Raw genomic sequence first — 22,037 nt, 5'->3', positions numbered from 1 at the left:
GTCAGCATAATGGTAAGGTTATTTCACCGGAGGATTCATTATGCAAAAAATGTTACTGCTTAGCGGTTCACGATATGGCAATACGGGGTATTTGGAACACACGATTCCGTGGCTACAAGATTTTTTAGCAGCGTATCAAGGCAAGAAAATCGCCTTTGTACCTTACGCGGGTGTGCGCCAAAACAACGATCAATATGAGCAAAAAGTACAACAAATTCTGGCGCCGTTGAACATGGAAATTCAGTCGGTACACCACGGCAAGCCACATCGTGCCATTATTGAACAGGCGGATGTGATCGCTATCGGCGGCGGCAATACGTTCTGTTTGTTAAAGCAAATGTATGAGCATGATTTATTGAGCATTATTCGTGAAAAAGTCAAAAGCGGCACGCCTTATTTCGGTTGGAGTGCCGGCGCCAATGTAGCGAGCAAATCCATTATGACTACAAACGATATGCCCATTACGTACCCGCCGTCATTTGATGCGCTTAATCTGTTCCCTTATCAAATTAATCCGCATTTCATTTCCGGCAAAGTCCCGGGACATAACGGCGAAAGCCGAGAAGAACGATTTGAGGAATTTTTACTGGTCAATCCGACAGCGCAGATTTACGCCCTTCCGGAAGGCACGGCGTTGTTAATTAACGGCAACCAGGTGAAAACCCTCGGCGATCATAACATTTTGCGTTTTAGTGAAAATATGCAACGACATGAAATCCCTGCCGGTTCCGTGTTTGAAATGTAATGATTGAAATAAAAAAGTGCGGTGGGTTTTCCCAACGTTTTTTCATCGTGAAAACCCACCGCACTTTTGATTCGAGGAAGGCATTAGGAAAGTATCTTTTTGAACACCTTCACATTATTAAATCCACTCTCTTTCAAATACAGCGCCTGCAATTTGCTCATCACGCCGCGTTCGCAATACAGCACATAGTTTTTGCTTTGATCCAGTTCGGCAAATTGATTGGACAGTTTGTAAAACGGCAACAAAATCATCGTTTGCTTTTCAATATGTAGCGGTTTTTCGTCGATTTCCTCCGGGCTGCGGATGTCGATGATCACGTCATTGGCGCCCAGCACGGAAATGGTATCGACGGAAACCACCTCTTTCTCCGTCTGCTCGGCGATTTGACGAATATCCAAATATTGCGCATTTTCCACCGCACTTTCCAACACGGCAAAATTGAAATTGCCTTCTTCCTGCTCGATTTTCGCTTTGATGGCTTTTACCGTCGGATTTTTGGAAATCACGCCGCAAAATTCCGGCATAGATTTGGCAATATCATCAGTGCCAATGTGTTTCGCCATGGCGATGATTTGTTCTTTGTCGTGCGTGATTAACGGGCGTAGAACCAATCCCTCGGCGGCTTCATCTATTAAACGTAAATTGGTTAAGGTTTGGCTGGAAACCTGTCCTAACGCCTCACCGGTGACGATCGCCTGAATGTCGAAACGTTGGGCAATTTTAGACGCGGCACGTACCATCATGCGTTTAAGCACCACGCCCATTTGTCCGTTATCCACGTTTTCCAGAATCTCGCCCACCACGCCTTCAAAATTAATCGCCACAAAACGCACTTTGTGCGAGCTGCCGTAACGTTGCCAAATGTGATACGCCATTTGTTTCACGCCGATTTCGTGCGCCGCGCCGCCTAAATTAAAGAAGCAATAATGTACGCGCGAACCGCGACGCAACAGCATATAGCTGGACACACCTGAATCAAACCCGCCGGAAATCAACGACAGCACGTCTTCCTGCGTGCCAATTGGGTAGCCGCCGATGCCTTCATAACGGGCGCGTACCAGCATCATTTTGTCGTCTTCAATTTCAATGCGTACCGTCACGTCAGGATTTTTCAGCTGCACTTTGGCACTGGCGATATGTTGATTCAGCCCGCCGCCGATATAGCGTTCCGCATCCAGCGAATTAAATTCATGTTTGCCTTTACGTTTCACCCGCACGCAAAAACTCTTGTTTTCCAGTTGCGGAGCCACATCAGACAGGGTTTGTTCAAAAATATCATGGAGGCTGCTAAAGGGTTTTTCTTCCACTTGTAGAAAATGATGAATCCCCGGTATGCGTTGCAACTGCTCAATGAGCATCGGTAAATTCTCTTCGATTTTTGACCGCACTTCGATGTAATCCCAATGTTTCACCACGGCGATGGTGTCGTCGTGCTTTGCCAATACGTTACGAATATTGCAGGTCAGAATTTTCACGAACCGTTTCCGCACGGATTCGCTTTTAATCATAATTTCAGGAAATAATTTGACGATAAATTTCATGTTAATTCACTTTTTAACCCATAGAAAAATGGGGCGTATTTTAGCAGATAGCACAAAAATTACCATTGGCTCAAACTCCTTTTAAACCCTATTAATATAAAAATATATATAACGATTGATTATATCGTAATTGTTATCACAGAAATGAAATTAATTTACTGATTTATAAGGAAATAAAGGAATTAATTTATTTTACTTGACTGAAATCAAAGTATTTATATTTAGATACACTAGAATCAACACTAACTCGTTGTAGTTATAAATTCCTTTTAGTTATTAAAACGCTCAAACATCGGAGTGATTCCATGTCAAAAACAAAAAAAATTATAACCGCACTTTGCCTGATGGGGCTGGGTGCCGGTGCGTTGTGGGGAACGCAGGTTGTCATGCACGAAACCGGCACGCCGGAATTTTGTGTCAGCTGCCATTCCATGAGCCATCCGCAGCAGGAATGGGAAGGCTCCAGCCATTTTGCCAATGCCAAAGGCATTCGCGCCGAATGTGCGGATTGTCACGTACCGCAGGAAGGCTGGCATTATGTCAAAGCCAAATTCATTGCGTTGAAAGATATTTGGTATGAAATGCAAGGCAAATTGGACAGCAAAGAAAAATACGAAGAACACCGTGCGGAAATGGCGCAGCGCGTGTGGGACAATATGAAAGCCACCGATTCGGAAACCTGTCGCAGCTGTCACAGCTTCGATGCTATGGAGCTTTCCGCCCAAACAAAATTAGCCAAACAAACCCATATTGATGCCAAAGCCAACGGACAAACCTGTATTGATTGCCATAAAGGCATCGTGCATTTTTTGCCTGAAGTTCACGCCGATCAAACGACGGCAAAATCCGGCGCACCGAAGGGTGGACAGATAACCGAAAACACTACTTTATACGCCACCGAAATGGTGAAAGCTCAAGGGGCGAAAGGCGGTGAAGTACGCTTAATGCCATTTGCCGAAGTGACCGAGTAACACGATAAAGACTTCCTGAAAAAATACACCGCCGGTTATAGCAAATTTGAAGATTACCTGTTGGGAAAAACCGACCATCAACCGAAAGATGCACAATGGGCGAGCAAAATATGCGGTATTCCGGCAGACACCATAAAACAATTGGCGAAAGATTTCTCAAGCAACCGCACCATGTTAATGGGCGGTTGGGGCATGCAACGCCAACGCCACGGCGAACAAAGCCACTGGATGCTCGTCACCCTCGCTGCCATGCTCGGGCAAATCGGCTTGCCAGGCGGTGGATTCGGTTTGAGCTACCATTATTCCAACGGCGGCGTGCCAAGCGCAACCGGCGGGATTATCGGTTCCATCACAGCCAGCCCCTCCGCCAAAGCCGGTGCGAAAACCTGGCTAGACGACACATCCAAGTCTGCTTTCCCGTTGGCACGGATTGCCGATGTGTTGCTCAATCCGGGCAAAACCATTCACTATAACGGCACGGAAATCACCTATCCGGACATCAAAGCCGTCTATTGGGCGGGTGGCAATCCGTTTGTACACCATCAAGACACCAACACCTTGGTGAAAGCCTTCCAACGACCCGATGTGGTCATTGTGAACGAAGTGAACTGGACGCCGACTGCACGCATGGCGGACATTGTGTTGCCGGCAACCACCAGTTACGAACGTAACGACCTCACCATGGCGGGCGATTATTCCATGATGAGCGTTTACCCAATGAAACAGGTGGTGCCGCCACAATTTGAAGCGAAAAACGATTACGACATTTTCGTCGAACTGGCAAAACGTGCGGGCGTGGAAGAACAATACACCGAAGGCAAGACGGAAATGGAATGGCTGGAAGAATTCTATAAAGCCGCCTTCACCGCGGCGCGGGCTAACCGCGTTGCTATGCCGCGCTTTGAAAAATTCTGGGCGGAAAATAAACCGTTACGTTTTGAAGCCAATGACGCGGCGAAAAAATGGGTACGCTACGGCGAATTCCGTGAAGATCCGTTGCTGAATCCGCTCGGCACGCCGTCCGGTAAAATTGAAATTTATTCCGACGTGGTCGCCAAAATGAATTACGACGATTGCAAAGGTCACCCAAGCTGGATGGAACCGGAAGAATTTGCCGGCAATGTGACGGAAGAATATCCGCTTGCCTTAGTGACACCGCACCCGTATTACCGACTGCACAGCCAATTGGCGCACACTTCATTGCGTCAAAAATATGCGGTGAATGATCGTGAACCGGTGATGATCCACCCGGACGATGCCGCCCCACGTGGTATCAAAGACGGCGACATCGTACGTATTCACAGCAAACGCGGACAAGTGCTTGCCGGCGCGGTGGTCACCGAAAACATCATCAAGGGCACCATTGCCTTGCATGAAGGTGCGTGGTACGACCCGATGGATTTAGGCGAAAGCGAAAAACCATTGTGCAAAAACGGCTGCCCGAACGTGCTCACCCGCGACGAAGGCACTTCCAAACTAGCGCAAGGCAACTCACCGAATACCTGTATCGTGCAGGTAGAAAAATTTGTCGGCAACGCTCCTGAAGTCACCGTGTTTAAACAACCGAAACACGCTGCATAAAAAACAACCGCACGTTGATTGATGAGATCAAAGTGCGGTTTGTTTTCGGGGTGTTTTTTAACGCTCCCCTTCCCCACTCAATAACGCAATTTCCTGCTTTAAGGCATAGGGCATATGCCGAGGTCCGCGTACGGCGGTCACACCGAATTGTGCCATTTTGGCGCGGGGGATGAGGGTTTTGTCGTATTCTTTCAGGCAACGGATTTTCATCACCCGTTTCACCTGCAAATCGTCCGTCCGTTTTTTACGGTAAGGAATATTTACTTCCAACACCAAACATTTATAACGAATGGCACCGGTGGGTTCGGTGACGTACATATAAACAATGTCATCCACCGCAATGTTATTACTCTGCTTCCAATGAAGCTCGCCACCTTCGCGCAGATCTTTTTCCACATCGTAATATTTCGGATTAGCGGGCACGATCCATTCCGTATAACGGGCGATACCCAGTTGCTTTTTCGCCTGTCGGCTAGCGGTGAGATCAAAACTGGCATTCAACAAAAACAGAATTGTCTCCTTATCCGCCGAACCGTTCAGCAACACCGTCAACCAGTGATTTTTATTCATGTGATACGCCGGCAAGAATCCCGCTTGCGGCAAAAATAAACTGAGCATCTCCGGGGAACATTTCACATTCATGATCGGCATCTTCCCCGCACCGCTTAACCCCAATGCGTTTTTTTCCACGTTCATCACTATGGCATACCATTTGCGATTATCTCCATGGCGCAACACCGCATAATCGGGATGGCTTTTCCACAGGTATTCCGGCTGCGTGCCGTATTGTTTTAAAACGTAATCCAGGAGTTGTTGGGTTAAAGGTTGTTTTGCCATATTTGGACCTCGCTTCAGATTGTTTATCGTTCTATTCTACGCCAAAACGGCTGGATTGTGGCGGTCTTGATCGCCCTTAAAAAACACCGCTGAAAACGACCGCACTTTATTTGGCTTTTCATCTTAACATCTTGCGAAGATAGACATATGATGGACAAAAGGATTACAAAGCGTAAGGGATTATTCGCACGCACTTAACATTCCGTCTATCAACCCGGGAGGTTTCAAAATGGAAGGTAAAACAATAACGCCGGTAGAAGTAAAACTCGGCTTCAAATGGCAAGGATTATTGCTTTCGGTTTTGGTCGGTTTGGCGATTTGGTTTATTCCGATACCGGAAGGGCTATCAACTAAAGCCTGGGGCATGCTTGCCTTATTCGTCGCCACCATTGTCGCCATTATCGCCAAAGCCATGCCGATGGGTGCAGCGACCTTAGTGGCATTAGTTATCAGTGGGCTGACAGGTCTCACACCGCTTTCGCCAAAACAAGGCGAAGTCGGTATGTTATCGGGCTTTGCTAACGGAACAATTTGGCTAATCGCCATTGCCATGTTTTTATCCCGCGCAGTGATCAAAACAGGGCTTGGGAAACGCATCGCCCTCTACTTCGTCGCGCGCTTTGGTAAAAAAATGATGGGCGTGGCTTACGGCATGGCGTTAGCCGATGTGGTTATCGGTCCGGGCATTCCCTCCGCCTCGGCGCGTGGTGGCGGTATTATGTACCCGATTATGCAATCCATCGCCGATGCTTATGATTCCAAACCAGGTCCGACCGCAAGACGTGCCGGCGCATTTTTGGCGATCGCCGTCTCACAAATCGACACCATCGTATGCACTATGTTTCTCACTGCCATGACAGGTAACCCGTTAATCGCCGAACTAGCGAAAGGTCAGGGCGTTGAAATCACTTGGATGACCTGGTTTTTGGGCGCCATCGTACCGGGCGTGATTAGCCTCATTGTGTTGCCGTATTTCGTCTATTTAATCTATCCGCCGGAACTCAAAGACACGCCGAAAATGGCAGAAATGGCGCGGGAAGAATTGCGTAACAAGGGACCAATGAGCAAAGCGGAATGGATCTTAGCGCTGGATTTCATCTTATTGTTGTTCTTATGGACAGTGGGCGATTTGGTTTTCCATATTCCCGCAACCGTTTCCGCCTTTATCGGCTTAGTGATTTTACTGCTCACCAATATCATGAGTTGGAAAAACATCGTTGCCGAAACCACCGCGTGGGACACCATGTTTTGGTTTGCGGTTTTAGTGATGATGGCGAATTCGCTCAATAAATACGGCGCTATTGCGTGGATTTCCAGCCACATTTCCTCTTCCGTTGGCGCGTTCAGTTGGCCGGTTGCCTTTACGATTTTAGTCTTGGTGTATTTTTACACCCGCTATTTCTTCGCTTCCGCCGTGGCGCATATTTCCGCTATGTATTTGGCTTTCGTCGCTGCCGCCATCTCTGTCGGCACACCGCCGATTATCGCCGCACTCGGCTTAGGTTACACCTCCACATTATCAATGAGCTTAACCCAATATGCCGGCGGCCCCGGTCCGGCACTTTATGGATCCGGCTATAACTCAACCGGTCAATGGTGGGGAGTGAGTTTCGTCACCTCTATCATTTCTCTCATTATCTGGTTCGGTGCAGGCGGGTTATGGATGAAATTATTGGGTTGGTGGTAAAAGAAGCGCAGCTTTACTCATAGCATAAAATTCGCACAATAAAACGACCGCACTTTATTCTTTCAAATTAAAGTGCGGTCATTTTTTTCGGTGTTTTTAAATCAATCCGCCAGAAACACCTGTAAAACCAACCGCACTTTTTCTCGAATATTTGAGAAAACCTATAAAAAGCTCTATTATCAGACCCAAAAAACAGTCTTTCAAAGGAGTTGATTTATGACAAGCCTTGTTTTAACCGATGTTGTCGCCAGTATCACCGAATTAAAAACTAATCCCATGGCGGTACTTCGTGAAGCCGGTGGAAAACCGCTGGCAATTTTAAACCGCAATGAACCCGCATTTTATTGCGTCCCACCGGCAATTTATGAATATTTGATGGAATTAGTCGATGATGCTGAATTGACAAAAATCGTGGAAGAACGTCAACATGAAAAAAGTTATCCTGTTGATTTAGAGGATTTACTACAATGAGTTACATCATTGAGTTTATCCCATCATCTGAAAAAGAATTCCGCAAACTCGATATTAATCTGCGTAAACAATTCATTGAGAAATTAAAAGAACGCGCCGAAAATCCCCGAGTGTCATCCGCCAAATTACACGGCATGAAAGATTGCTATAAAATCAAATTACGCAATGTAGGGTATCATTTGGTGTATCAGGTTATTGATGAACGCATTGTGGTCAAAGTCATCTCCGTAGGAAAACGCGATCGAAATTTTGTTTATACCAAAGCAAAAAGCAGGCTTTAATCTATTCAATCATCAATCCGCCAGAAACAACGGTCCCATTGGCATTTTCGGCAGATTAAAGTTGTCGGGGTAAATCACATTCACCAGATACAGCCCTTCCGGTTTGGCGGTAGGTGCGGCGAGAGTGCGGTCTTTTTGCTCCAACAACCATTTCATCCACTCAACGGGTTGATTGCCGCAGCCCACTTCAATAAGGCTGCCGACGATATTGCGCACCATATGATGTACAAAAGCGTTGGCTTGAATATCCACGATAATGTACTGCCCCTGACGAGTGACGTTTAAATGATGGACGTTGCGCCATGGCGTGTTGGATTGGCATTGGGCGGCGCGGAAGGAGCTGAAATCATTTTCGCCGAGCAGCGCCTGTCCCGCGCCGTGCATTAATTGATGATCGAGTTCCAAATGGTAATGGGTTACGCCTTGCGGCAAAATCGCCGAGCGCAGTTTATTGCAATATAAAATGTAACGATAACGCCGCGCAGTAGCGCTAAAGCGGGCATGAAAATCGTCCTCCACCACTTTCGCCCAACGCACGGCGATGTCATCGGGCAAATTAGCGTTCACGCCGAAACTCCAGGCTTTTTCCGGGCGTTGTGCCGTGGTTTCAAAATGGAGCACTTGTCCTGTGGCGTGCACGCCGGAATCGGTGCGACCGGCGCAGAAAATACCGATGTCTTCATTGGCAACTACGGAAATCGCCCGTTCTAATTCCGCCTGTATGCTGGCAACTTTTTCTTGTCGTTGCCAGCCAAAATAATGTTTTCCGTCGTATTCCACACCTAATGCGATTTTCATGCTTTGCCTTAATCTTGTTGAAATGGCGTGCATTATAGCAAGGCTTGGCGAATCGCAGAAACATTCTCAAAAAACATTCCGAAAACCGACCGCACTTTTTGCCGAATCTCACGCATAAAAAAGCAGAGATTGCTCTCTGCTTTTTGTAAAAACGTATAAAAATTAACGTTTGGAGTATTGTGGACGACGACGTGCTTTGTGCAAACCCACTTTTTTACGTTCAACGCGACGTGCATCACGAGTAATGAAGCCTGCTGCACGAAGTACAGGGCGTAGGGTTTCATCGTATTCCATCAATGCACGGGTAATACCATGACGGATTGCACCCGCTTGACCGGAAATACCACCACCTTTAACAGTGATGTATAGGTCTAATTTATCAGTTAACTCAACCAATTCTAACGGTTGACGAACTACCATGCGTGCAGTTTCGCGACCGAAGTAAACGTCTAATTCACGTTGGTTGATAGTGATCTTACCATTGCCCGGTTTGATAAATACACGAGCTGAAGAGCTTTTGCGGCGACCTGTGCCGTAGTTTTGATTCTCTGCCATATCCTAAACCTCGTGATTAAATGTCTAATACTTGTGGTTGTTGTGCAGCGTGTTGGTGTTCAGCACCTGCGTACACTTTTAATTTGCGGAACATTGCGCGGCCTAACGGGCCTTTTGGCAACATACCTTTAACCGCAATTTCAATCACTGCTTCAGGACGGCGCGCGATCATTTCTTTGAAAGTCGCTTGTTTGATACCACCTACATAGCCTGTGTGCCAGTAGTAAATTTTATCGCTTTCTTTGTTACCGGTTACAGCAACTTTGTCCGCGTTAATCACGATGATGTAATCACCGGTGTCAACGTGCGGCGTATATTCAGCTTTATGTTTACCACGAAGACGACGTGCCAATTCAGTCGCCAAACGACCTAAAGTTTTACCTGTCGCATCTACTACGTACCAGTCGCGTTTAACCGTTTCCGGTTTTGCTACAAAAGTTTTCATTAATTAATTACCAATATAATAATATTAATACCCAGTGCTTAAAAAAGCACAACCAGTTATCTTAATCTTCACCCCTTCGAGTGCGATCTCGACAAAATAATGCGCGGTGGGAATCCGCAGTATTCACAGGGTCGCGCGATTATACAAAAAGTTTCAATGAAAAGCTAACGGTTTATCCGGAAAACATGATAAATTTTAACCGCACTTTCCTCTTTTCACTCACCATAATATGATCCAAAATCCTTAAGGTTTACGTCCCAACAGACAAATTACCGAACTGGTGCCGATATGGCGATTTCCTTCATTCATCTCACGCACGCTATGCTCTGCAATAAGCCATTCCAAGCCTGCTAACGCCTGCTGCATCTGTACCAATGTGCCCAACATTTCAACCTGACCGGGTCCACCGGTGCCATAATGAATTTGGTCCGGATGATAAAACACGCCGGCAAATAACCCACCCGGTTGCAATGCATTCACAATACGTTGCATCACTTGCGTTCTTTGCGGTTCCATAAAATGGCAAAAAACGGAAGTAATTACGGCATAATATGCTGTCGGCATATCCATCTCTGCAATATTGGCCAATCTTGTAGTAAACGAAACATTTTGCTTACGCGCCAACGCCTGCGCTTTGAGCAAACCGACTTTAGACATATCAACCCCTTCCGTTTCCAATCCATGCAAGGCTAAAAAGACACCATTACGCCCTTCTCCGGTAGCCAGATCCAATGCTCGCCCGGAAGTGGGCAGATAAGATTGAATTCTGGCGATAAATTCATTGGGTTCCGTACCAAAAATATAGTCTTCCGTTTGATAACGCTCATCCCATTTTGTCATAGTTTCTCCTTTTTAGATTTCCAGTAATTGACCCAATCCGCTTTGCCGTTGCACCGGATTTTTCACCGCACTTTCCCATACGCTTTGTAGCGCGAACACCGTTAAAAAATCCTTGGTGCGGGTGATGCCGGTGTAAACCAGTTCTTTGGATAACACGGGGCTGTTTTCCAACGGCAAAATCAGGAAAGTATGCGGAAATTCCGAACCTTGGGATTTGTGTACCGTCATGACGAAGGCGGTTTCATGATTCGGCACGCGGCTTGCCAGCACAGTTTTATAACTGTTTTGTCCCTGCTCGAACCATACCCGTCCGTTTCCCAAATACATGCCGATGTCACCGTTATACAAGCCCACATTGCCATCATTTTGCGTCACCATAATCGGTTTGCCGATGTACCATTCCCGTTCCTGATGAAATTGCAACAGGCGTTTTTGGCGTAATTTTTCTGCGATGGCGAGATTTAATTGCTCCACGCCGAATTCGCCCACACGCAACGCCGTTAAAAAACGAATACCGTTAAACGCCGCGAAAATCGACTGCACTTTTTCTTCATCCATCTGCCCTTCTTGTGAAATCAACTGCAAATAACGACGATATTCCTCCGCCGCACGTTCCACGATGAGCTTCACACAGGTTTTACGTTGCTGACTATCTTCTTTGTTGGTCAAATAATGAGCAAAATCAGTTAAATATACGCCGCATTTTTTTGCTTGATGTTGCTGATATTGCTGCAATAACTGCCAGCTTTTCACCGCGTCGCCTGAATTCACCGCAGCCGCCAACGCACCCACTTCCGGATTTGCCCCGAAACGGCGGCTGACCTGCAAATAACAAATGCTATCACCGATAGGATTGACGCTATCCGACGTGTCAAGAGGAATGCCTGTGGTCGCCTGTAAATATTGTGCCATTGCGTGGCTATACGTCGGCGCCGACGCATTCACGAAACGCCCTAATTCGCCCAAAATCGCCCCGGCTTCTACAGAAGCCAGTTGGTCTTTATCACCCAATAAAATCAATTTGGTTTCCGGTTTAAGGGCATTGAGCAGCTTCGCCATCAAGGTTAAATCGATCATAGACGCTTCGTCCACCACCAACACATCCACCGGCAAAGGATTGTCGGCGTGATAGCGGGTTTCTTCACTGAAAAAACGCACGCCGAGCAAGCGATGAATGGTTTCCGCGTTCATGGGAATGCGCAGATTTTCGATGATTTCCCGTTCGTGTTTCTCCGTCGAAAAAGTTTGTTTCAGACGATCCACTGCGTCTACAATGGATTCCGTAAGCCGTGCCGCCGCTTTCCCAGTCGGAGCGACAAGTTTAATGCGCAAGCCGTTTTGATGAAGCTCTTGCAAGGTCGATAGGAGTTTGGTGACGGTAGTGGTTTTGCCCGTGCCCGGCCCGCCGGTAATGAGGCAAAAGCGTTGACGCAACGCCATCGCCACCGCAATTTTTTGCCAGTCGATGCCCTGTTCTTCATGAAAATAGCGGTTCAAAATCGGGGCGATTTGCGCCATCTGTTCGGCTGAAAAAACGTGTTGAAAACGGACCGCACTTTTAAAGTAATCGGCGATACGAAACTCATCCTGCCAGATGCGATAAAAATACAAGCGGTCAAACTGCAACACCAACGGCGCGATCTGTTGCAAAGGCGCGGTGGTGAAAGCGATATGTTGCACCGTCAGCAATGCTGCCTGCCAGCGTTCAATGGGCAAATAATCAATTTTTTGCTGAATATCCGTTAAATAAACGCGTTCGTTAAAATAATCCTGTAAACCGAACAAATCCTGCTCCGTGGCGTGATTCAGTAAAATACAGGTGTTGCCCTGCCGATAACTGAAGTTGCACAACGCCGCCATAAGCACCGCCAGGTTCTGGATAGACGGTGCATAGTGAAAAGGCTGTTGTTTGCGGTGAATAAACTCGGCGAAATAATAGTCAGCGGCGTTGATGATGCCCTTTTCTTTGAGTTGGGATAATAAAGCTAACATTAGAACAAATTCTCCAAAGCCTGAATCAACGCGTAATCCGGTTTATCAAAAAACACGCCGTTCTGATTTTCGCCGTTCATGCCGCGTAAGAAACAATAAAATACGCCGCCGAAATGGGTGTCGTAGTCATAGTTTGCGTCACGTTGTTGTAAATAACGGTGCAATGCCAGCGTGTAAAATAAATATTGCCAGTCGTAATGATTAGTTAGCATGGCTTGCTGAAGGCTTGTGCCGACGTAGTTTTGCGCTTCCACGCCAAGAAAATTGGATTTGTAATCCGCCAAATAATATTTTTCGTTATGATAAAACACCAAATCCATGAAACCGCGTAACATTCCTTTAATCGCTTCAAATTGCAGGGGTTCTGAGGGTAAGTGGTGATGCTGTTGTAACGTTTGATTAAACGCCGTCACGTCAAATGTTTGATTTAACTTCAAATAAAACTGCATTTCTTTCACGCAATGTTGGCGGGTTAAATTCACCAGTTGCAAAGTAGAATCCTGCGTGCTTAACGGCGTATGCAAAATGGCGTTTATCCATTGCTGTAAAGACGGTAGCCAGGTTTCCTCTAACTGTAACCATTGGCAGAGTTTTTGGATTTTGTCTTCGTTTAACGGGCGATCAAAATCCGTTTTTTCCAGAAAACGGTGTAATGCCGTGCCGATGTTAATACCGTGCGGGAAATCAAAAGGCGAATAGCCGAAAGGATAGGCGGATTCGTCGGCAGCCGTTTCCCGAATACTCTCGGTTGATTGCCCTTGTTCGTTAAAATCATAGTCTTTCCCTAAGTCAAAAACACTTGGAAAATCGACCGCACTTTCCGCCATCTGTTGCGCTTTGAAATAGGCTTTATTCTGATGAATGGCTTCTATGGCGCTGAAACTGGTGACCGTCCAGTTTTGTTCTATATTGCCGGTGAATTTTGCCGCATGTAACGGTATCTGTGCTTCGGCGTGGGCTTGCAATTGCAGCGGTATCAAATCTGCCGTGTTGGCAATTTGCACACTGCCCTGCGGCGCACGCGCCACAAGTTTTTCCAATAAAGGGAGGCTGTCGTAAGCATTCGGTTTTTCGCGCGTTTGGATCGCTCCGTGGGTCAGCACATATAACAAACTGCTCCATTTCGTCTCAAAGGTTTGCGGCACGCCGATCACTAACTGGTATTTGGCGCGGGTCAACGCCACATAAAGCAGGCGTAGCTGTTCGGCAAAATCTTCCTGTTGCACCAACGCTTCATGGGATTTATCGTAATCCCACAGCACCGCGCCTTGTGTTTCGTCATAATAAGTGGTGATGCGATCGCCTCGGAAGGTGGAAGCATAGCCGATAAACGGCAACCAAACCAGATCGTATTCCAACCCCTTGGATTTATGAATAGTGACGATTTTCACCAACCGCAATTCGCTCTCCAACCTAACCTGTTGCTCTTTTTGGCGATTTTCCCCTTGAATTTGTTTCTCAAACCAACGTAACAATGCCGCTTCGCTTTCGTTCAGGGTCGCCGCTTCCTGCAGCAATTCCGCCAAATGCAGCAAGTCCGTAACCAAGCGTTTGCCGTCCACAGTGGGGTAAAGTTTTTCCGTTATTTTTTCCTGCTGGAACAACTGATGTAACATCACCAACACGCCTTGTTTTTGCCAGGTTCTTTGGTAATGAATAAACTTCTCCACCCAATGCTCCCAACGGGTTTCATCCATACGAATGCGCTGAATGTCGGCGCTGGTTTGGGCAAAAATTGCTGTGGCAATGGCGTTTAAAATATGGCGTTCGTAAAACGGATTGAGGCACGCCGTGAGAATCATTAACAAATCTTTTGCCGCGCTGCTGTCGAACACATTGCTGTCTTCAGACAAATACACGGAGGCAATGCCCAAGTGACGCAATTCATTTTTCACCAACTCGGCTTCTTTACGGCTACGCACCAACACGGCGATACTTTCCGGTTTCAGCGTTTTTTTGTCACCATCATCAAGGCGAAAAACGGCAGAGTTTTCCACCGCACTTTGTAGCCAATATTGGATAGAAACGGCGCAAGCTTTTGCTATGTTTTCTTTAACAGAGGCTTCATCCACATAAAAACGCACCGCAGGCTCCGGCTGCCCGCTTAACCAAAATTGCGGGTGATCCGTTCTCGCGCTTACGGGCATAAATTGAATGTCTTTATAGAGAAACGGCGGTTGTTCGCTAAAATCAAACAACCGATTCACACAGTCCACAACGTGTTGATGGGAGCGGTAATTTTTCGCCAGATTAAAACGATGTTGCGCTTGGCGGGCGGCTTGGAAATAAGTAAAAATGTCGGCGCCACGGAATTTATAAATCGCCTGTTTCGGGTCGCCAATCATAATAAAACCGCTATCAGATTGAGCGTCTGTCTGAGGTTGTTCTACATAAATTTTAGAAAAAATCTGATACTGCACCGCGTCCGTGTCCTGAAACTCATCAATCATGGCAAAAGGAAATTGGTAACGAATCAGGCGGGCAAATTCCGTATTATCCGGGTGATACAAGGCTTCTTTCAGCAAACGTAACAAATCGTTAAAACTTTTTTCGCTATGGTTGAGTTTGTATTCCACCAGCTGCGTATTCAGCATTTGTAAATAATGGAACCACAAGGCTTGGGATAATAGCTCTTGTTGCTCGGCGAGTTGCAGTAGTTCATCAATTTCAACAAAAAGCCAATGCATCAAAGCGTCTTTTGCTTCTTCGCCTTTTTGCTCATTCATCGCCGTTTGCCCGAAACGGGAAAAACAGCCCGGAAAATCCGCTTTATCGCTTTCTGCCCAGGCTTTCATCATGGCAAGCCATTTCAGACGGGTTGTGGAGGTGAAACTGCGTCGGTTTAATTTTTGTTCTTTTGCGCTTTTATATTTGGTGTTTACTTCCGTTTCAAGCAATTGCGCAATGTCCGCTTCGTTTTCCAACCAGTGCTTTTTCACTTCCGCAGTTTGTGCGGCAAATTGTTGCGAATAATCGGTAAGTTTGGCGAGAAAGTCAGGCAGTGTGCCGTCAAAAAAGTGCGGTCGATTTTGTGGGAGTTTTAATTCCGTACCGGCAAACTTTTTGATATTGTGAATGACGTTTGCCGGTGAAATCAGGTGTTTTTGAATAAACTCGGAAACGGCATAAGGCTGTGAATAGAAATGTGCCCGCCATAGTTTTTGCGCCAAATGCAGCAACAATTCGTCTTCTTCACCGCTTAATTCCAAGTTGAAATGAATGCCCGAATTAAACGCATATTGCATGAGCATTCGACGGCAAAATCCATGAATGGTATAAATCGCCGCCAAATCCATGTTTTGTTCCGCCAAAGTCAGGCGCTGAATGGCAAGAGGGAAATCCGTGATGCTGTCGGCTAATTGGCGTAAAAATTCATCTTGTTCAAACACCGCCGAATCCTGTGTTTGTTGATACGCCGTCAATTTTTGTTTGGCATCATAAATCCGTTCACGAATTTTGCGTTTCAGTTCCTCCGTTGCCATTTCGGTAAAAGTCACCACTAAAATTTGCTCCACATTTAACACATGAGGAAAGGCATTTTCCCCCGCCTGCAATAACAGACGCAAATAAAGAGAACCCATGGTGTAGGTTTTGCCCGTCCCTGCAGAGGCTTCAATAAGGCTGATGGCATTTAACGGAATGGAAATCGGATTGAGTGGTTGCATGGTTACCGGTGAATAAAAATAAAATATTGAATAAAACAAGGGCGGAAACCCACTCCGCCCAATATCCTCATTAGAAGCTGATGACTTTATCAGCCCATAAGGTCCAGTCTGATACATCAGCCAAGGTGCCGAGAGTGACGCCGTCAATTAATTTGGCATTCAATAACCCGCGCGCTTTCACGCAGCTGGTGCAAAGTTTCACTTCTGCGCCCTGTGCAATCAAAATATCCATTAATTGTTGCACGTTGGAACCTTCGTTCGGGTTTTGACCGGCAAGACCGCTTAAAATCGAATCGGAAAAACAGAACAGTTTAATGTCCACCTCTTTGCCGTGATCTTCCTGCAAGTTAATGGCAAAACGTAATCCATTAAAGGTTTTTTCACCGCCGTATGGCGAGTCATTTAAGATAAAAAGAATTTTTTGCATAATGATTAACCTATTTAATTTAATCAAAAACAGTAGAAAATATTAATTTTCCATTGTGATTTCCAACCTGAAAAAATAAAGACGATAAAAAGTTAAGAAAGGAATTTTCAGCTGATTTTAGCAAAAAACTGGTGGCGTTGCGACGGATTTGGGGAAATAAACAATGGTGCGACCGGCTGGACTCGAACCAGTGACCCCCACCATGTCAAGGTGGTGCTCTAACCAACTGAGCTACGGTCGCAGTGAAAAGTGCGCTAATAATAGCTAGCTTTTCGGGCTAAAACAAGTTTTTTATTTGATTGAGCCGATGATTGCAAAAAAATTAACCAGTTCATTATGAAGATAAAAACGCCGAAAAAACAAACCGCACTTTCTTTCAGAAAAAAGTGCGGTGAAAAATTTCAGTGTTTTTTAAGACTGCGAATTAGAAACTTGACGTATCTTGAAACAAGCCGACTTTCAAGTCCGTTGCGGTGTAAATAACACGACCGTCCACTTCCACTTCGCCGTCTGCCATGCCCATGACTAATTTGCGGTTAATCACGCGTTTCATGTTAATGCGATAAACGACTTTTTTTGCCGTCGGGAGAATTTGTCCGGTAAATTTCACTTCGCCAACACCTAAGGCTCTGCCTTTGCCCTTGCCGCCGACCCAACCTAAGAAGAAGCCGACTAATTGCCACATGGCATCTAAACCCAAACACCCCGGCATGACAGGGTCGCCGATAAAGTGGCAGGCAAAGAACGGTAGATCAGGATGAATATCCAACTCGGCTTCAATGTAGCCTTTGCCAAATGTACCGCCGTCTTCAGTCATTTTTACGATACGATCCATCATAAGCATGGTCGGTGCCGGCAATTGCGGGCCTTCTTTGCCAAACAATTCACCACGTCCTGAAGCCAATAAATCTTCGTAAGTGTAACTGTCTTTGATATTTGGAGTACAAGTGTTCATTATTAATCATCCTATAAAATTTGTTTAAGCGATTCAAAATTGAATGCGGGTGGGATTCTAACAGAGCATTCCGGCATTTAGAATAGCTAACACTTGTACGCCTAACTTGTCCGATCAGTTATTTTTTCATGGAAATAGCGATTTAACGATTTTTTCTGCCGAAGAATAAATCCCAAAGACCGTGCTTGTGAGATTGTTGCTCGGAATATTGCTCAATACGCTGATTGATCAAACGGGACAATGGCAGTGTGCTGAAATCGTACTTTTTATTCTCCTGCTCCACCAAATCCCGTTGTAATAAAATCTCACAAGCTTGATCCACGGTTTCCACCGGATAAATAAAAAATTCCTGATTTTTAACCGCACTTACCACCGCTTCGGACAAGCTTAGCTGATTAAGCACCGCACTCGGAATCATCACGCCTTGTTTGCCCGTTAAGCCACGACGTTGGCAAAGGGTGAAAAACCCTTCGATTTTGTCATTCACGCCCCCCACGGAATGCACCAAGCCGAATTGGTCAATAGCGCCCGTAATGGCGATAGATTGCGGCAGAGGCAAAGCGGACAATGCGCTCAATAATACACAAAAACCGGCGAGTGAGGCACTGTCACCGTCAATTTCACCGTAAGATTGCTCAAACACCAAAGAAGCGGAAAACGGCAGTTGTGACGGAAATTCGAGAATATTCGCCAAACAGGCTTCGGCAATCATAATGCCTTTGCTGTGAATGTTGCCCGCCAGTTCATTTTTGCGTTCCACATCGACGATTTCGCCGTCGCCGAATTGCACAATACAACTGATTCGAGAGGGTTCTCCGAAAGATAAAGGCGTGCCCGGATATTCAATCACCGATAAGCCGTTAATTTGCCCAACCATTTCACCTTCGGTCGCTACATAAATTTGTTCCTGCAAAATAGCGTCATAGGTTTGTTCACGCAAAAAGCCATATTGTGCCGTTTTATGTAAAAAATACCGTTCAAAATCCACCGCACTTAGTGAATCGGATTCGCTTAAAAGTGCGGTCTCTGTGAGCAACGTTTTTAATTTCAACGGCGACACATTAATCAAATGATGATTTTCACTGTCACGCACCAACAATTGATACAGTTTATTAAAACCGCTTAAATCTAACGGCGGTAAGTGATTTTGCTGTGCAACGGTTTGCACATAATTCATCCATTGTTGCTGCTGTTCCGCCGTTTCCACACTGCAATAACTTTCAATTTCCGCGTAATCCGCCAGATGATAAAGCCCTTCTTCCAATTCTTCCAACATGCCTAATTCCGTGCGATTGCCCAGCACGATGACTTTCAATTGCAACGGATAGCTTGGAACTTCACAAGGCAGGGGCTTAAACGGATGGGCGGAATACCAATCAAACATCCCTGTCGTTAAAATCTGTTTCAGGCGTTGCCATAAATTAAATTGCGCCAATAACGCGCCGGCGCTGATAATCAACACGCCGTGATTCAGCTGATGAACCAAGCCGGTATGAAGCTGAATATCATTTGAAGACGCATGAATTTTAACGGAACCGAATAACTGAAATTGATCGAAATACAACGCCGTTGCGACGGTTTTCTGTGCGGCAAAATTGTCCTCTACCGATTGCGCCGGTTCCGTATAAACACGCGGGAAAGAAAAAGAGTCGCCCTGTTCCACAATGTATTGCACGCCGTTCACCGCAAGCTCCGGTTGTTGTTTTGCAATAAAACTTTCTAATAAAGTGGCGTACTCCGCTTGGTCATCGGCTTTCAGCACCAATAAAGTGCGGTGGGAATTTCGGATGAAATTGCGGATGGCTTTGCCCGCACGGGGTTGTAGAGAGAAAAAGTCCTGAGGTTGTGAGGGAATTTCAGTCACGGCTAATTCCGGACGTAACGCCTGCCAAGGCAATGTGTTATTAGATAAAGAAGATAAAATCACGTTAATCTCTGGGTTATATTTAATTTGCGCGCATTATCGCATATTTCTTCGCGTCTTTATTAATCTCGCGTAAAAATTTGCTAGAAAATCCATGATAAAAAGCGTATAGTGACACAGTTACCACGTCACTAAAACGGTTTGGCAAAATGAAATATCAAAAGTTAGAAAATCAAGAAGCCCATTGGAAATGGGCTTATTTAACGAAAAAAGCCCGTGAAGGCGAAAACGTTACCCGTTATGAAGAAAAAAGTTTGCAGGAAGACATCGTTAAGCAACTCATCGGCTGTCAAAATTACCCGCAAAAAATTGAAGAATGGATAAAAACCCATTTGGCGCCGAAATTGGTGATCAAGCTAGACCAAGCCATTCGTGCCAGAAGAAAACGTTTTTTCAACGGTGAAAAACAATATACCAAGAAAAAATCCATTGATTTGGAATATGCCGTTTGGCTGCGTTTGTCCAAATATTCCCGCAAAATGAAAATGACGCTGTCGGAAACCATTTCCTACATGATTGACGAGCGCGAGAAAAAAGCCTTGTACGAAAATCAAATGTCCGCCATGAAAGCGGGCTTGAAAGATCTACTGAAATAAAAAAAGACAAGTCCATCAAGGGCTTGTCTTTGTACTTCTAATGACTACTAATAAGGAATCTTTAATTATTCTACAACGGGAATGATTTTTGTCGCGTGAGAACCTTTGTCGCCGTGAATCACTTCAAACCGGACTTTTTGACCTGCTTTTAATGAACGATACCCTTCCATTTCAATCACTGAATAATGTGCAAAGATATCGGTATCACTGCCTTCAACGGAAATAAAGCCAAATCCTTTTGCATTATTAAACCATTTAACAACACCAACTTCCATAATTCAAACCTCTTATGGTTTTTTAGTCCTTATAGAACTACATTTACTTCAATAAGACAAAATGCCCTATCACCTTGATTTGCTGGCAGTTATATTAAGTAAATTTGTTGGTTGCGCAATAAAAAAAGTCTCAAAATCAAACAGAGATCACAAAAATTATTAAAATTTTGCTGCAAAAACACTTCAGCAATTACTTCTCTTTTGCTTTATCTGCCCGATTTTGTTCCCGTGACTTTTTTGCCACTAAAGCGATAGCCTCGCCGCTGCCCACGCCTTGCGCCATTAATTCCTGAATTTTTTCCACGGCAAGTTGCTGCTGTTCATGGGTTAAATGTAATAAATCGTTATCTAACATTGCATTTCCTTTATTATTTATACAAAAAGTGCGGTCGTTTTTTTAACTGTTTTTTACCACTGAAATGTCCGCATTAAATGTTTCCATTGTTCATCCAATCCCGCTTCAATGGTTATCGGTTGTCCTGTCAGCGGGTGAACAAAGGTTAATTTTTCGGCGTGTAACATTAAACGGGAACAACCGATGTGTTCCGTTAAAGCACGATTTTGATGCAAATCGCCGTATTGCGTATCACCTAAAATCGGATGAAAAATATGTTTCATGTGACGACGAAGCTGGTGCTTGCGCCCAGTTTTCGGCGTTAAGCGAACCAACGAATAGCGAGAAGCGGCATAACGCCCCACGCCATAAGGCATTTCAACGGTTTTCAATCCGTCGTAAAAAGTAACCGCACTTTGCGGTGCTTTATCCTGCTGTGCGAACTTATCGGCGATTTTATCCAACTGCACTTTCAACGGATAATCAATTTCACCCTGCCCTGTCACATAGCCACGAACCACTGCTAGATACTGTTTTTCCGTTTGTTTTTGCTCAAATTGGTGACATACCAAATTTGCCGTTTCGCTGTTCAACGCAAACAACAATACGCCTGATGTAGGGCGATCCAAACGATGAAAGGGATACACCAACTGCCCGATTTGATCGCGCAAGATTTGCATCACAAATTGTGTTTCATGGCGATCAAGCCAACTGCGATGCACCAACATGCCCGCCGGCTTATTCACCGCAACCAGTACATCATCCTGATACAAAATCGCTAAATTCATTGTTGTTGCAGCAACTTTTCGATTTCAATGATCGGGAGCAATAACTCCGCCAAATAACCATCTTCCTTTAACGCTTCCTCTAAATACGGACTGATGGCAATTTGGCTCGGCAACGGCGCTTGGCTTTCCAACAATGCGTACATACGCGGAATAAAAATCCATTGCAGCCATTCCGTCGGACTCATGGTATCCAACGCAAAAGGTTGTTCACTCAAAAAAGCGTCTTCCTGCAGCGGCATGGTTTGCCACAGTGCCAAACGCTCCATGGTTTTCTGCAAATTTTGTAAATGTAACCGGGTTTGTTGATACATAAAAATACCTCGTAAAAA

General features: G+C 45.4%; 20 protein-coding genes, 1 tRNA gene and 2 pseudogenes. 7 read left to right on the top strand and 16 right to left on the bottom strand.

The window, feature by feature from the left end:
- Window positions 1–40: 40 nt before the first annotated feature.
- The gene (gene pepE, locus A3CS_RS0105085; RefSeq protein WP_005542137.1) at window positions 41–745 is read left to right on the top strand and encodes a dipeptidase PepE; all 705 of its coding nucleotides are present in this window, start codon (window positions 41–43) and stop codon (window positions 743–745) included.
- Between the two features lie 83 nt (window positions 746–828).
- Here pepE and thiI read toward each other — a convergent pair whose 3' ends face one another.
- Window positions 829–2,286 carry a tRNA uracil 4-sulfurtransferase ThiI gene (thiI, locus tag A3CS_RS0105080; protein ID WP_019518292.1) on the bottom strand — a complete coding sequence of 486 codons (1,458 nt, stop codon included), beginning with the start codon at window positions 2,284–2,286 and terminating at the stop codon, window positions 829–831.
- 305 nt (window positions 2,287–2,591) lie between these two features.
- Between thiI and A3CS_RS1000000112090 the strand changes: the two are divergent.
- Both A3CS_RS1000000112090 and A3CS_RS01000000110905 read left to right on the top strand, forming a co-directional pair.
- Window positions 2,592–3,254: pseudogene (locus tag A3CS_RS1000000112090) on the top strand (NapC/NirT family cytochrome c); the annotation flags it as partial.
- A gap of 3 nt (window positions 3,255–3,257) precedes the next feature.
- Window positions 3,258–4,838, top strand: a pseudogene (locus A3CS_RS01000000110905) (molybdopterin-dependent oxidoreductase); the annotation flags it as partial.
- A 57-nt stretch (window positions 4,839–4,895) separates the two neighbouring features.
- Here the strand turns inward: A3CS_RS01000000110905 and A3CS_RS0105065 are convergent.
- The gene (locus A3CS_RS0105065) at window positions 4,896–5,675 is read right to left on the bottom strand and encodes an MmcQ/YjbR family DNA-binding protein (protein ID WP_005546112.1); all 780 of its coding nucleotides are present in this window, start codon (window positions 5,673–5,675) and stop codon (window positions 4,896–4,898) included.
- A 229-nt stretch (window positions 5,676–5,904) separates the two neighbouring features.
- Here A3CS_RS0105065 and A3CS_RS0105060 point away from each other — a divergent pair, with 229 nt between their 5' ends.
- From A3CS_RS0105060 to A3CS_RS0105050, 3 genes are all read left to right on the top strand, one after another.
- Window positions 5,905–7,362, top strand: coding sequence for a DASS family sodium-coupled anion symporter (locus tag A3CS_RS0105060; protein WP_005546115.1), 1,458 nt, complete (start codon window positions 5,905–5,907; stop codon window positions 7,360–7,362).
- A gap of 216 nt (window positions 7,363–7,578) precedes the next feature.
- Window positions 7,579–7,833: a type II toxin-antitoxin system Phd/YefM family antitoxin gene (locus A3CS_RS0105055; protein ID WP_005574425.1), complete on the top strand. Its 255-nt coding sequence runs from the start codon at window positions 7,579–7,581 to the stop codon at window positions 7,831–7,833.
- Window positions 7,830–8,114: a type II toxin-antitoxin system RelE family toxin gene (locus tag A3CS_RS0105050; protein ID WP_019518289.1), complete on the top strand. Its 285-nt coding sequence runs from the start codon at window positions 7,830–7,832 to the stop codon at window positions 8,112–8,114. Before A3CS_RS0105055 ends, A3CS_RS0105050 begins: the two co-directional genes overlap by 4 nt.
- 12 nt (window positions 8,115–8,126) lie before the next feature.
- Here A3CS_RS0105050 and truA read toward each other — a convergent pair whose 3' ends face one another.
- The 10 genes from truA to A3CS_RS0105000 form a co-directional block, all read right to left on the bottom strand.
- Window positions 8,127–8,912 carry a tRNA pseudouridine(38-40) synthase TruA gene (gene truA / locus A3CS_RS0105045; protein WP_005574423.1) on the bottom strand — a complete coding sequence of 262 codons (786 nt, stop codon included), beginning with the start codon at window positions 8,910–8,912 and terminating at the stop codon, window positions 8,127–8,129.
- Window positions 8,913–9,074: 162 nt separating this feature from the next.
- Window positions 9,075–9,467 (bottom strand): 30S ribosomal protein S9, encoded by a 393-nt coding sequence (rpsI, locus tag A3CS_RS0105040; RefSeq protein ID WP_005546123.1) that lies wholly within the window; start codon window positions 9,465–9,467, stop codon window positions 9,075–9,077.
- Between the two features lie 16 nt (window positions 9,468–9,483).
- Window positions 9,484–9,912, bottom strand: a complete 429-nt coding sequence (gene rplM / locus A3CS_RS0105035) for a 50S ribosomal protein L13 (protein ID WP_005546126.1) — start codon at window positions 9,910–9,912, stop codon at window positions 9,484–9,486.
- A gap of 243 nt (window positions 9,913–10,155) precedes the next feature.
- Window positions 10,156–10,752 carry a class I SAM-dependent methyltransferase gene (locus tag A3CS_RS0105030; RefSeq protein WP_005546127.1) on the bottom strand — a complete coding sequence of 199 codons (597 nt, stop codon included), beginning with the start codon at window positions 10,750–10,752 and terminating at the stop codon, window positions 10,156–10,158.
- Window positions 10,753–10,764: 12 nt separating this feature from the next.
- Complete coding sequence (gene recD, locus A3CS_RS0105025; RefSeq protein ID WP_005546129.1) at window positions 10,765–12,744, bottom strand: exodeoxyribonuclease V subunit alpha; 1,980 nt, start codon at window positions 12,742–12,744, stop codon at window positions 10,765–10,767.
- Window positions 12,744–16,409 (bottom strand): exodeoxyribonuclease V subunit beta, encoded by a 3,666-nt coding sequence (gene recB / locus A3CS_RS0105020; protein WP_012821027.1) that lies wholly within the window; start codon window positions 16,407–16,409, stop codon window positions 12,744–12,746. The genes recD and recB overlap by 1 nt, the downstream gene beginning before the upstream one ends.
- 70 nt (window positions 16,410–16,479) lie before the next feature.
- A complete protein-coding gene (locus A3CS_RS0105015; RefSeq protein ID WP_005574416.1) occupies window positions 16,480–16,836 on the bottom strand; it encodes a DsrE/DsrF/TusD sulfur relay family protein in 357 nt (118 codons plus the stop codon).
- Window positions 16,837–17,000: 164 nt separating this feature from the next.
- A tRNA-Val gene (locus A3CS_RS0105010) sits at window positions 17,001–17,077 on the bottom strand.
- A 183-nt stretch (window positions 17,078–17,260) separates the two neighbouring features.
- Window positions 17,261–17,791 carry a bifunctional 3-hydroxydecanoyl-ACP dehydratase/trans-2-decenoyl-ACP isomerase gene (gene fabA, locus A3CS_RS0105005; protein ID WP_005548745.1) on the bottom strand — a complete coding sequence of 177 codons (531 nt, stop codon included), beginning with the start codon at window positions 17,789–17,791 and terminating at the stop codon, window positions 17,261–17,263.
- 142 nt (window positions 17,792–17,933) lie between these two features.
- Window positions 17,934–19,718 (bottom strand): AAA family ATPase, encoded by a 1,785-nt coding sequence (locus A3CS_RS0105000; RefSeq protein ID WP_005548743.1) that lies wholly within the window; start codon window positions 19,716–19,718, stop codon window positions 17,934–17,936.
- Window positions 19,719–19,864: 146 nt separating this feature from the next.
- Here A3CS_RS0105000 and matP point away from each other — a divergent pair, with 146 nt between their 5' ends.
- Complete coding sequence (matP, locus tag A3CS_RS0104995) at window positions 19,865–20,311, top strand: macrodomain Ter protein MatP (protein WP_005548741.1); 447 nt, start codon at window positions 19,865–19,867, stop codon at window positions 20,309–20,311.
- A gap of 65 nt (window positions 20,312–20,376) precedes the next feature.
- On the opposite strand, the gene cspD is transcribed toward matP, so the two are convergent.
- The 4 genes from cspD to A3CS_RS0104975 all read right to left on the bottom strand — a co-directional run bounded on the left by cspD (window position 20,377) and on the right by A3CS_RS0104975 (window position 22,019).
- Window positions 20,377–20,586, bottom strand: a complete 210-nt coding sequence (cspD, locus tag A3CS_RS0104990) for a cold shock domain-containing protein CspD (protein ID WP_005551608.1) — start codon at window positions 20,584–20,586, stop codon at window positions 20,377–20,379.
- 190 nt (window positions 20,587–20,776) lie between these two features.
- Window positions 20,777–20,941, bottom strand: coding sequence for a YoaH family protein (locus tag A3CS_RS0104985; RefSeq protein ID WP_019518288.1), 165 nt, complete (start codon window positions 20,939–20,941; stop codon window positions 20,777–20,779).
- Window positions 20,942–20,994: 53 nt separating this feature from the next.
- On the bottom strand, window positions 20,995–21,708 hold the full coding sequence (gene truC / locus A3CS_RS0104980) for a tRNA pseudouridine(65) synthase TruC (protein WP_005548735.1): 714 nt from the start codon (window positions 21,706–21,708) through the stop codon (window positions 20,995–20,997).
- Window positions 21,705–22,019: a YqcC family protein gene (locus A3CS_RS0104975; protein ID WP_005548733.1), complete on the bottom strand. Its 315-nt coding sequence runs from the start codon at window positions 22,017–22,019 to the stop codon at window positions 21,705–21,707. Before A3CS_RS0104975 ends, truC begins: the two co-directional genes overlap by 4 nt.
- Between the last annotated feature and the right edge of the window lie 18 nt (window positions 22,020–22,037).

It is taken from the genome of Aggregatibacter actinomycetemcomitans DSM 8324, from assembly GCF_000372365.1.
GTDB lineage: Bacteria > Pseudomonadota > Gammaproteobacteria > Enterobacterales > Pasteurellaceae > Aggregatibacter > Aggregatibacter actinomycetemcomitans.
This window is presented reverse-complemented; position numbering and strand designations above follow the sequence as displayed.

Coding starts and splice junctions, on each gene's coding strand:
- pepE (WP_005542137.1), top strand. CDS start 41: ATGCAAAAAATGTTACTGCTTAGCGGTTCACGATATGGCAATACGGGG.
- truC (WP_005548735.1), bottom strand. CDS start 21,708: ATGAATTTAGCGATTTTGTATCAGGATGATGTACTGGTTGCGGTGAAT.
- truA (WP_005574423.1), bottom strand. CDS start 8,912: ATGAAAATCGCATTAGGTGTGGAATACGACGGAAAACATTATTTTGGC.
- matP (WP_005548741.1), top strand. CDS start 19,865: ATGAAATATCAAAAGTTAGAAAATCAAGAAGCCCATTGGAAATGGGCT.
- fabA (WP_005548745.1), bottom strand. CDS start 17,791: ATGAACACTTGTACTCCAAATATCAAAGACAGTTACACTTACGAAGAT.
- A3CS_RS0105030 (WP_005546127.1), bottom strand. CDS start 10,752: ATGACAAAATGGGATGAGCGTTATCAAACGGAAGACTATATTTTTGGT.
- A3CS_RS0105065 (WP_005546112.1), bottom strand. CDS start 5,675: ATGGCAAAACAACCTTTAACCCAACAACTCCTGGATTACGTTTTAAAA.
- A3CS_RS0104975 (WP_005548733.1), bottom strand. CDS start 22,019: ATGTATCAACAAACCCGGTTACATTTACAAAATTTGCAGAAAACCATG.
- rplM (WP_005546126.1), bottom strand. CDS start 9,912: ATGAAAACTTTTGTAGCAAAACCGGAAACGGTTAAACGCGACTGGTAC.
- A3CS_RS0105055 (WP_005574425.1), top strand. CDS start 7,579: ATGACAAGCCTTGTTTTAACCGATGTTGTCGCCAGTATCACCGAATTA.
- rpsI (WP_005546123.1), bottom strand. CDS start 9,467: ATGGCAGAGAATCAAAACTACGGCACAGGTCGCCGCAAAAGCTCTTCA.
- A3CS_RS0104985 (WP_019518288.1), bottom strand. CDS start 20,941: ATGTTAGATAACGATTTATTACATTTAACCCATGAACAGCAGCAACTT.
- recD (WP_005546129.1), bottom strand. CDS start 12,744: ATGTTAGCTTTATTATCCCAACTCAAAGAAAAGGGCATCATCAACGCC.
- recB (WP_012821027.1), bottom strand. CDS start 16,409: ATGCAACCACTCAATCCGATTTCCATTCCGTTAAATGCCATCAGCCTT.
- cspD (WP_005551608.1), bottom strand. CDS start 20,586: ATGGAAGTTGGTGTTGTTAAATGGTTTAATAATGCAAAAGGATTTGGC.
- A3CS_RS0105050 (WP_019518289.1), top strand. CDS start 7,830: ATGAGTTACATCATTGAGTTTATCCCATCATCTGAAAAAGAATTCCGC.
- thiI (WP_019518292.1), bottom strand. CDS start 2,286: ATGAAATTTATCGTCAAATTATTTCCTGAAATTATGATTAAAAGCGAA.
- A3CS_RS0105060 (WP_005546115.1), top strand. CDS start 5,905: ATGGAAGGTAAAACAATAACGCCGGTAGAAGTAAAACTCGGCTTCAAA.
- A3CS_RS0105015 (WP_005574416.1), bottom strand. CDS start 16,836: ATGCAAAAAATTCTTTTTATCTTAAATGACTCGCCATACGGCGGTGAA.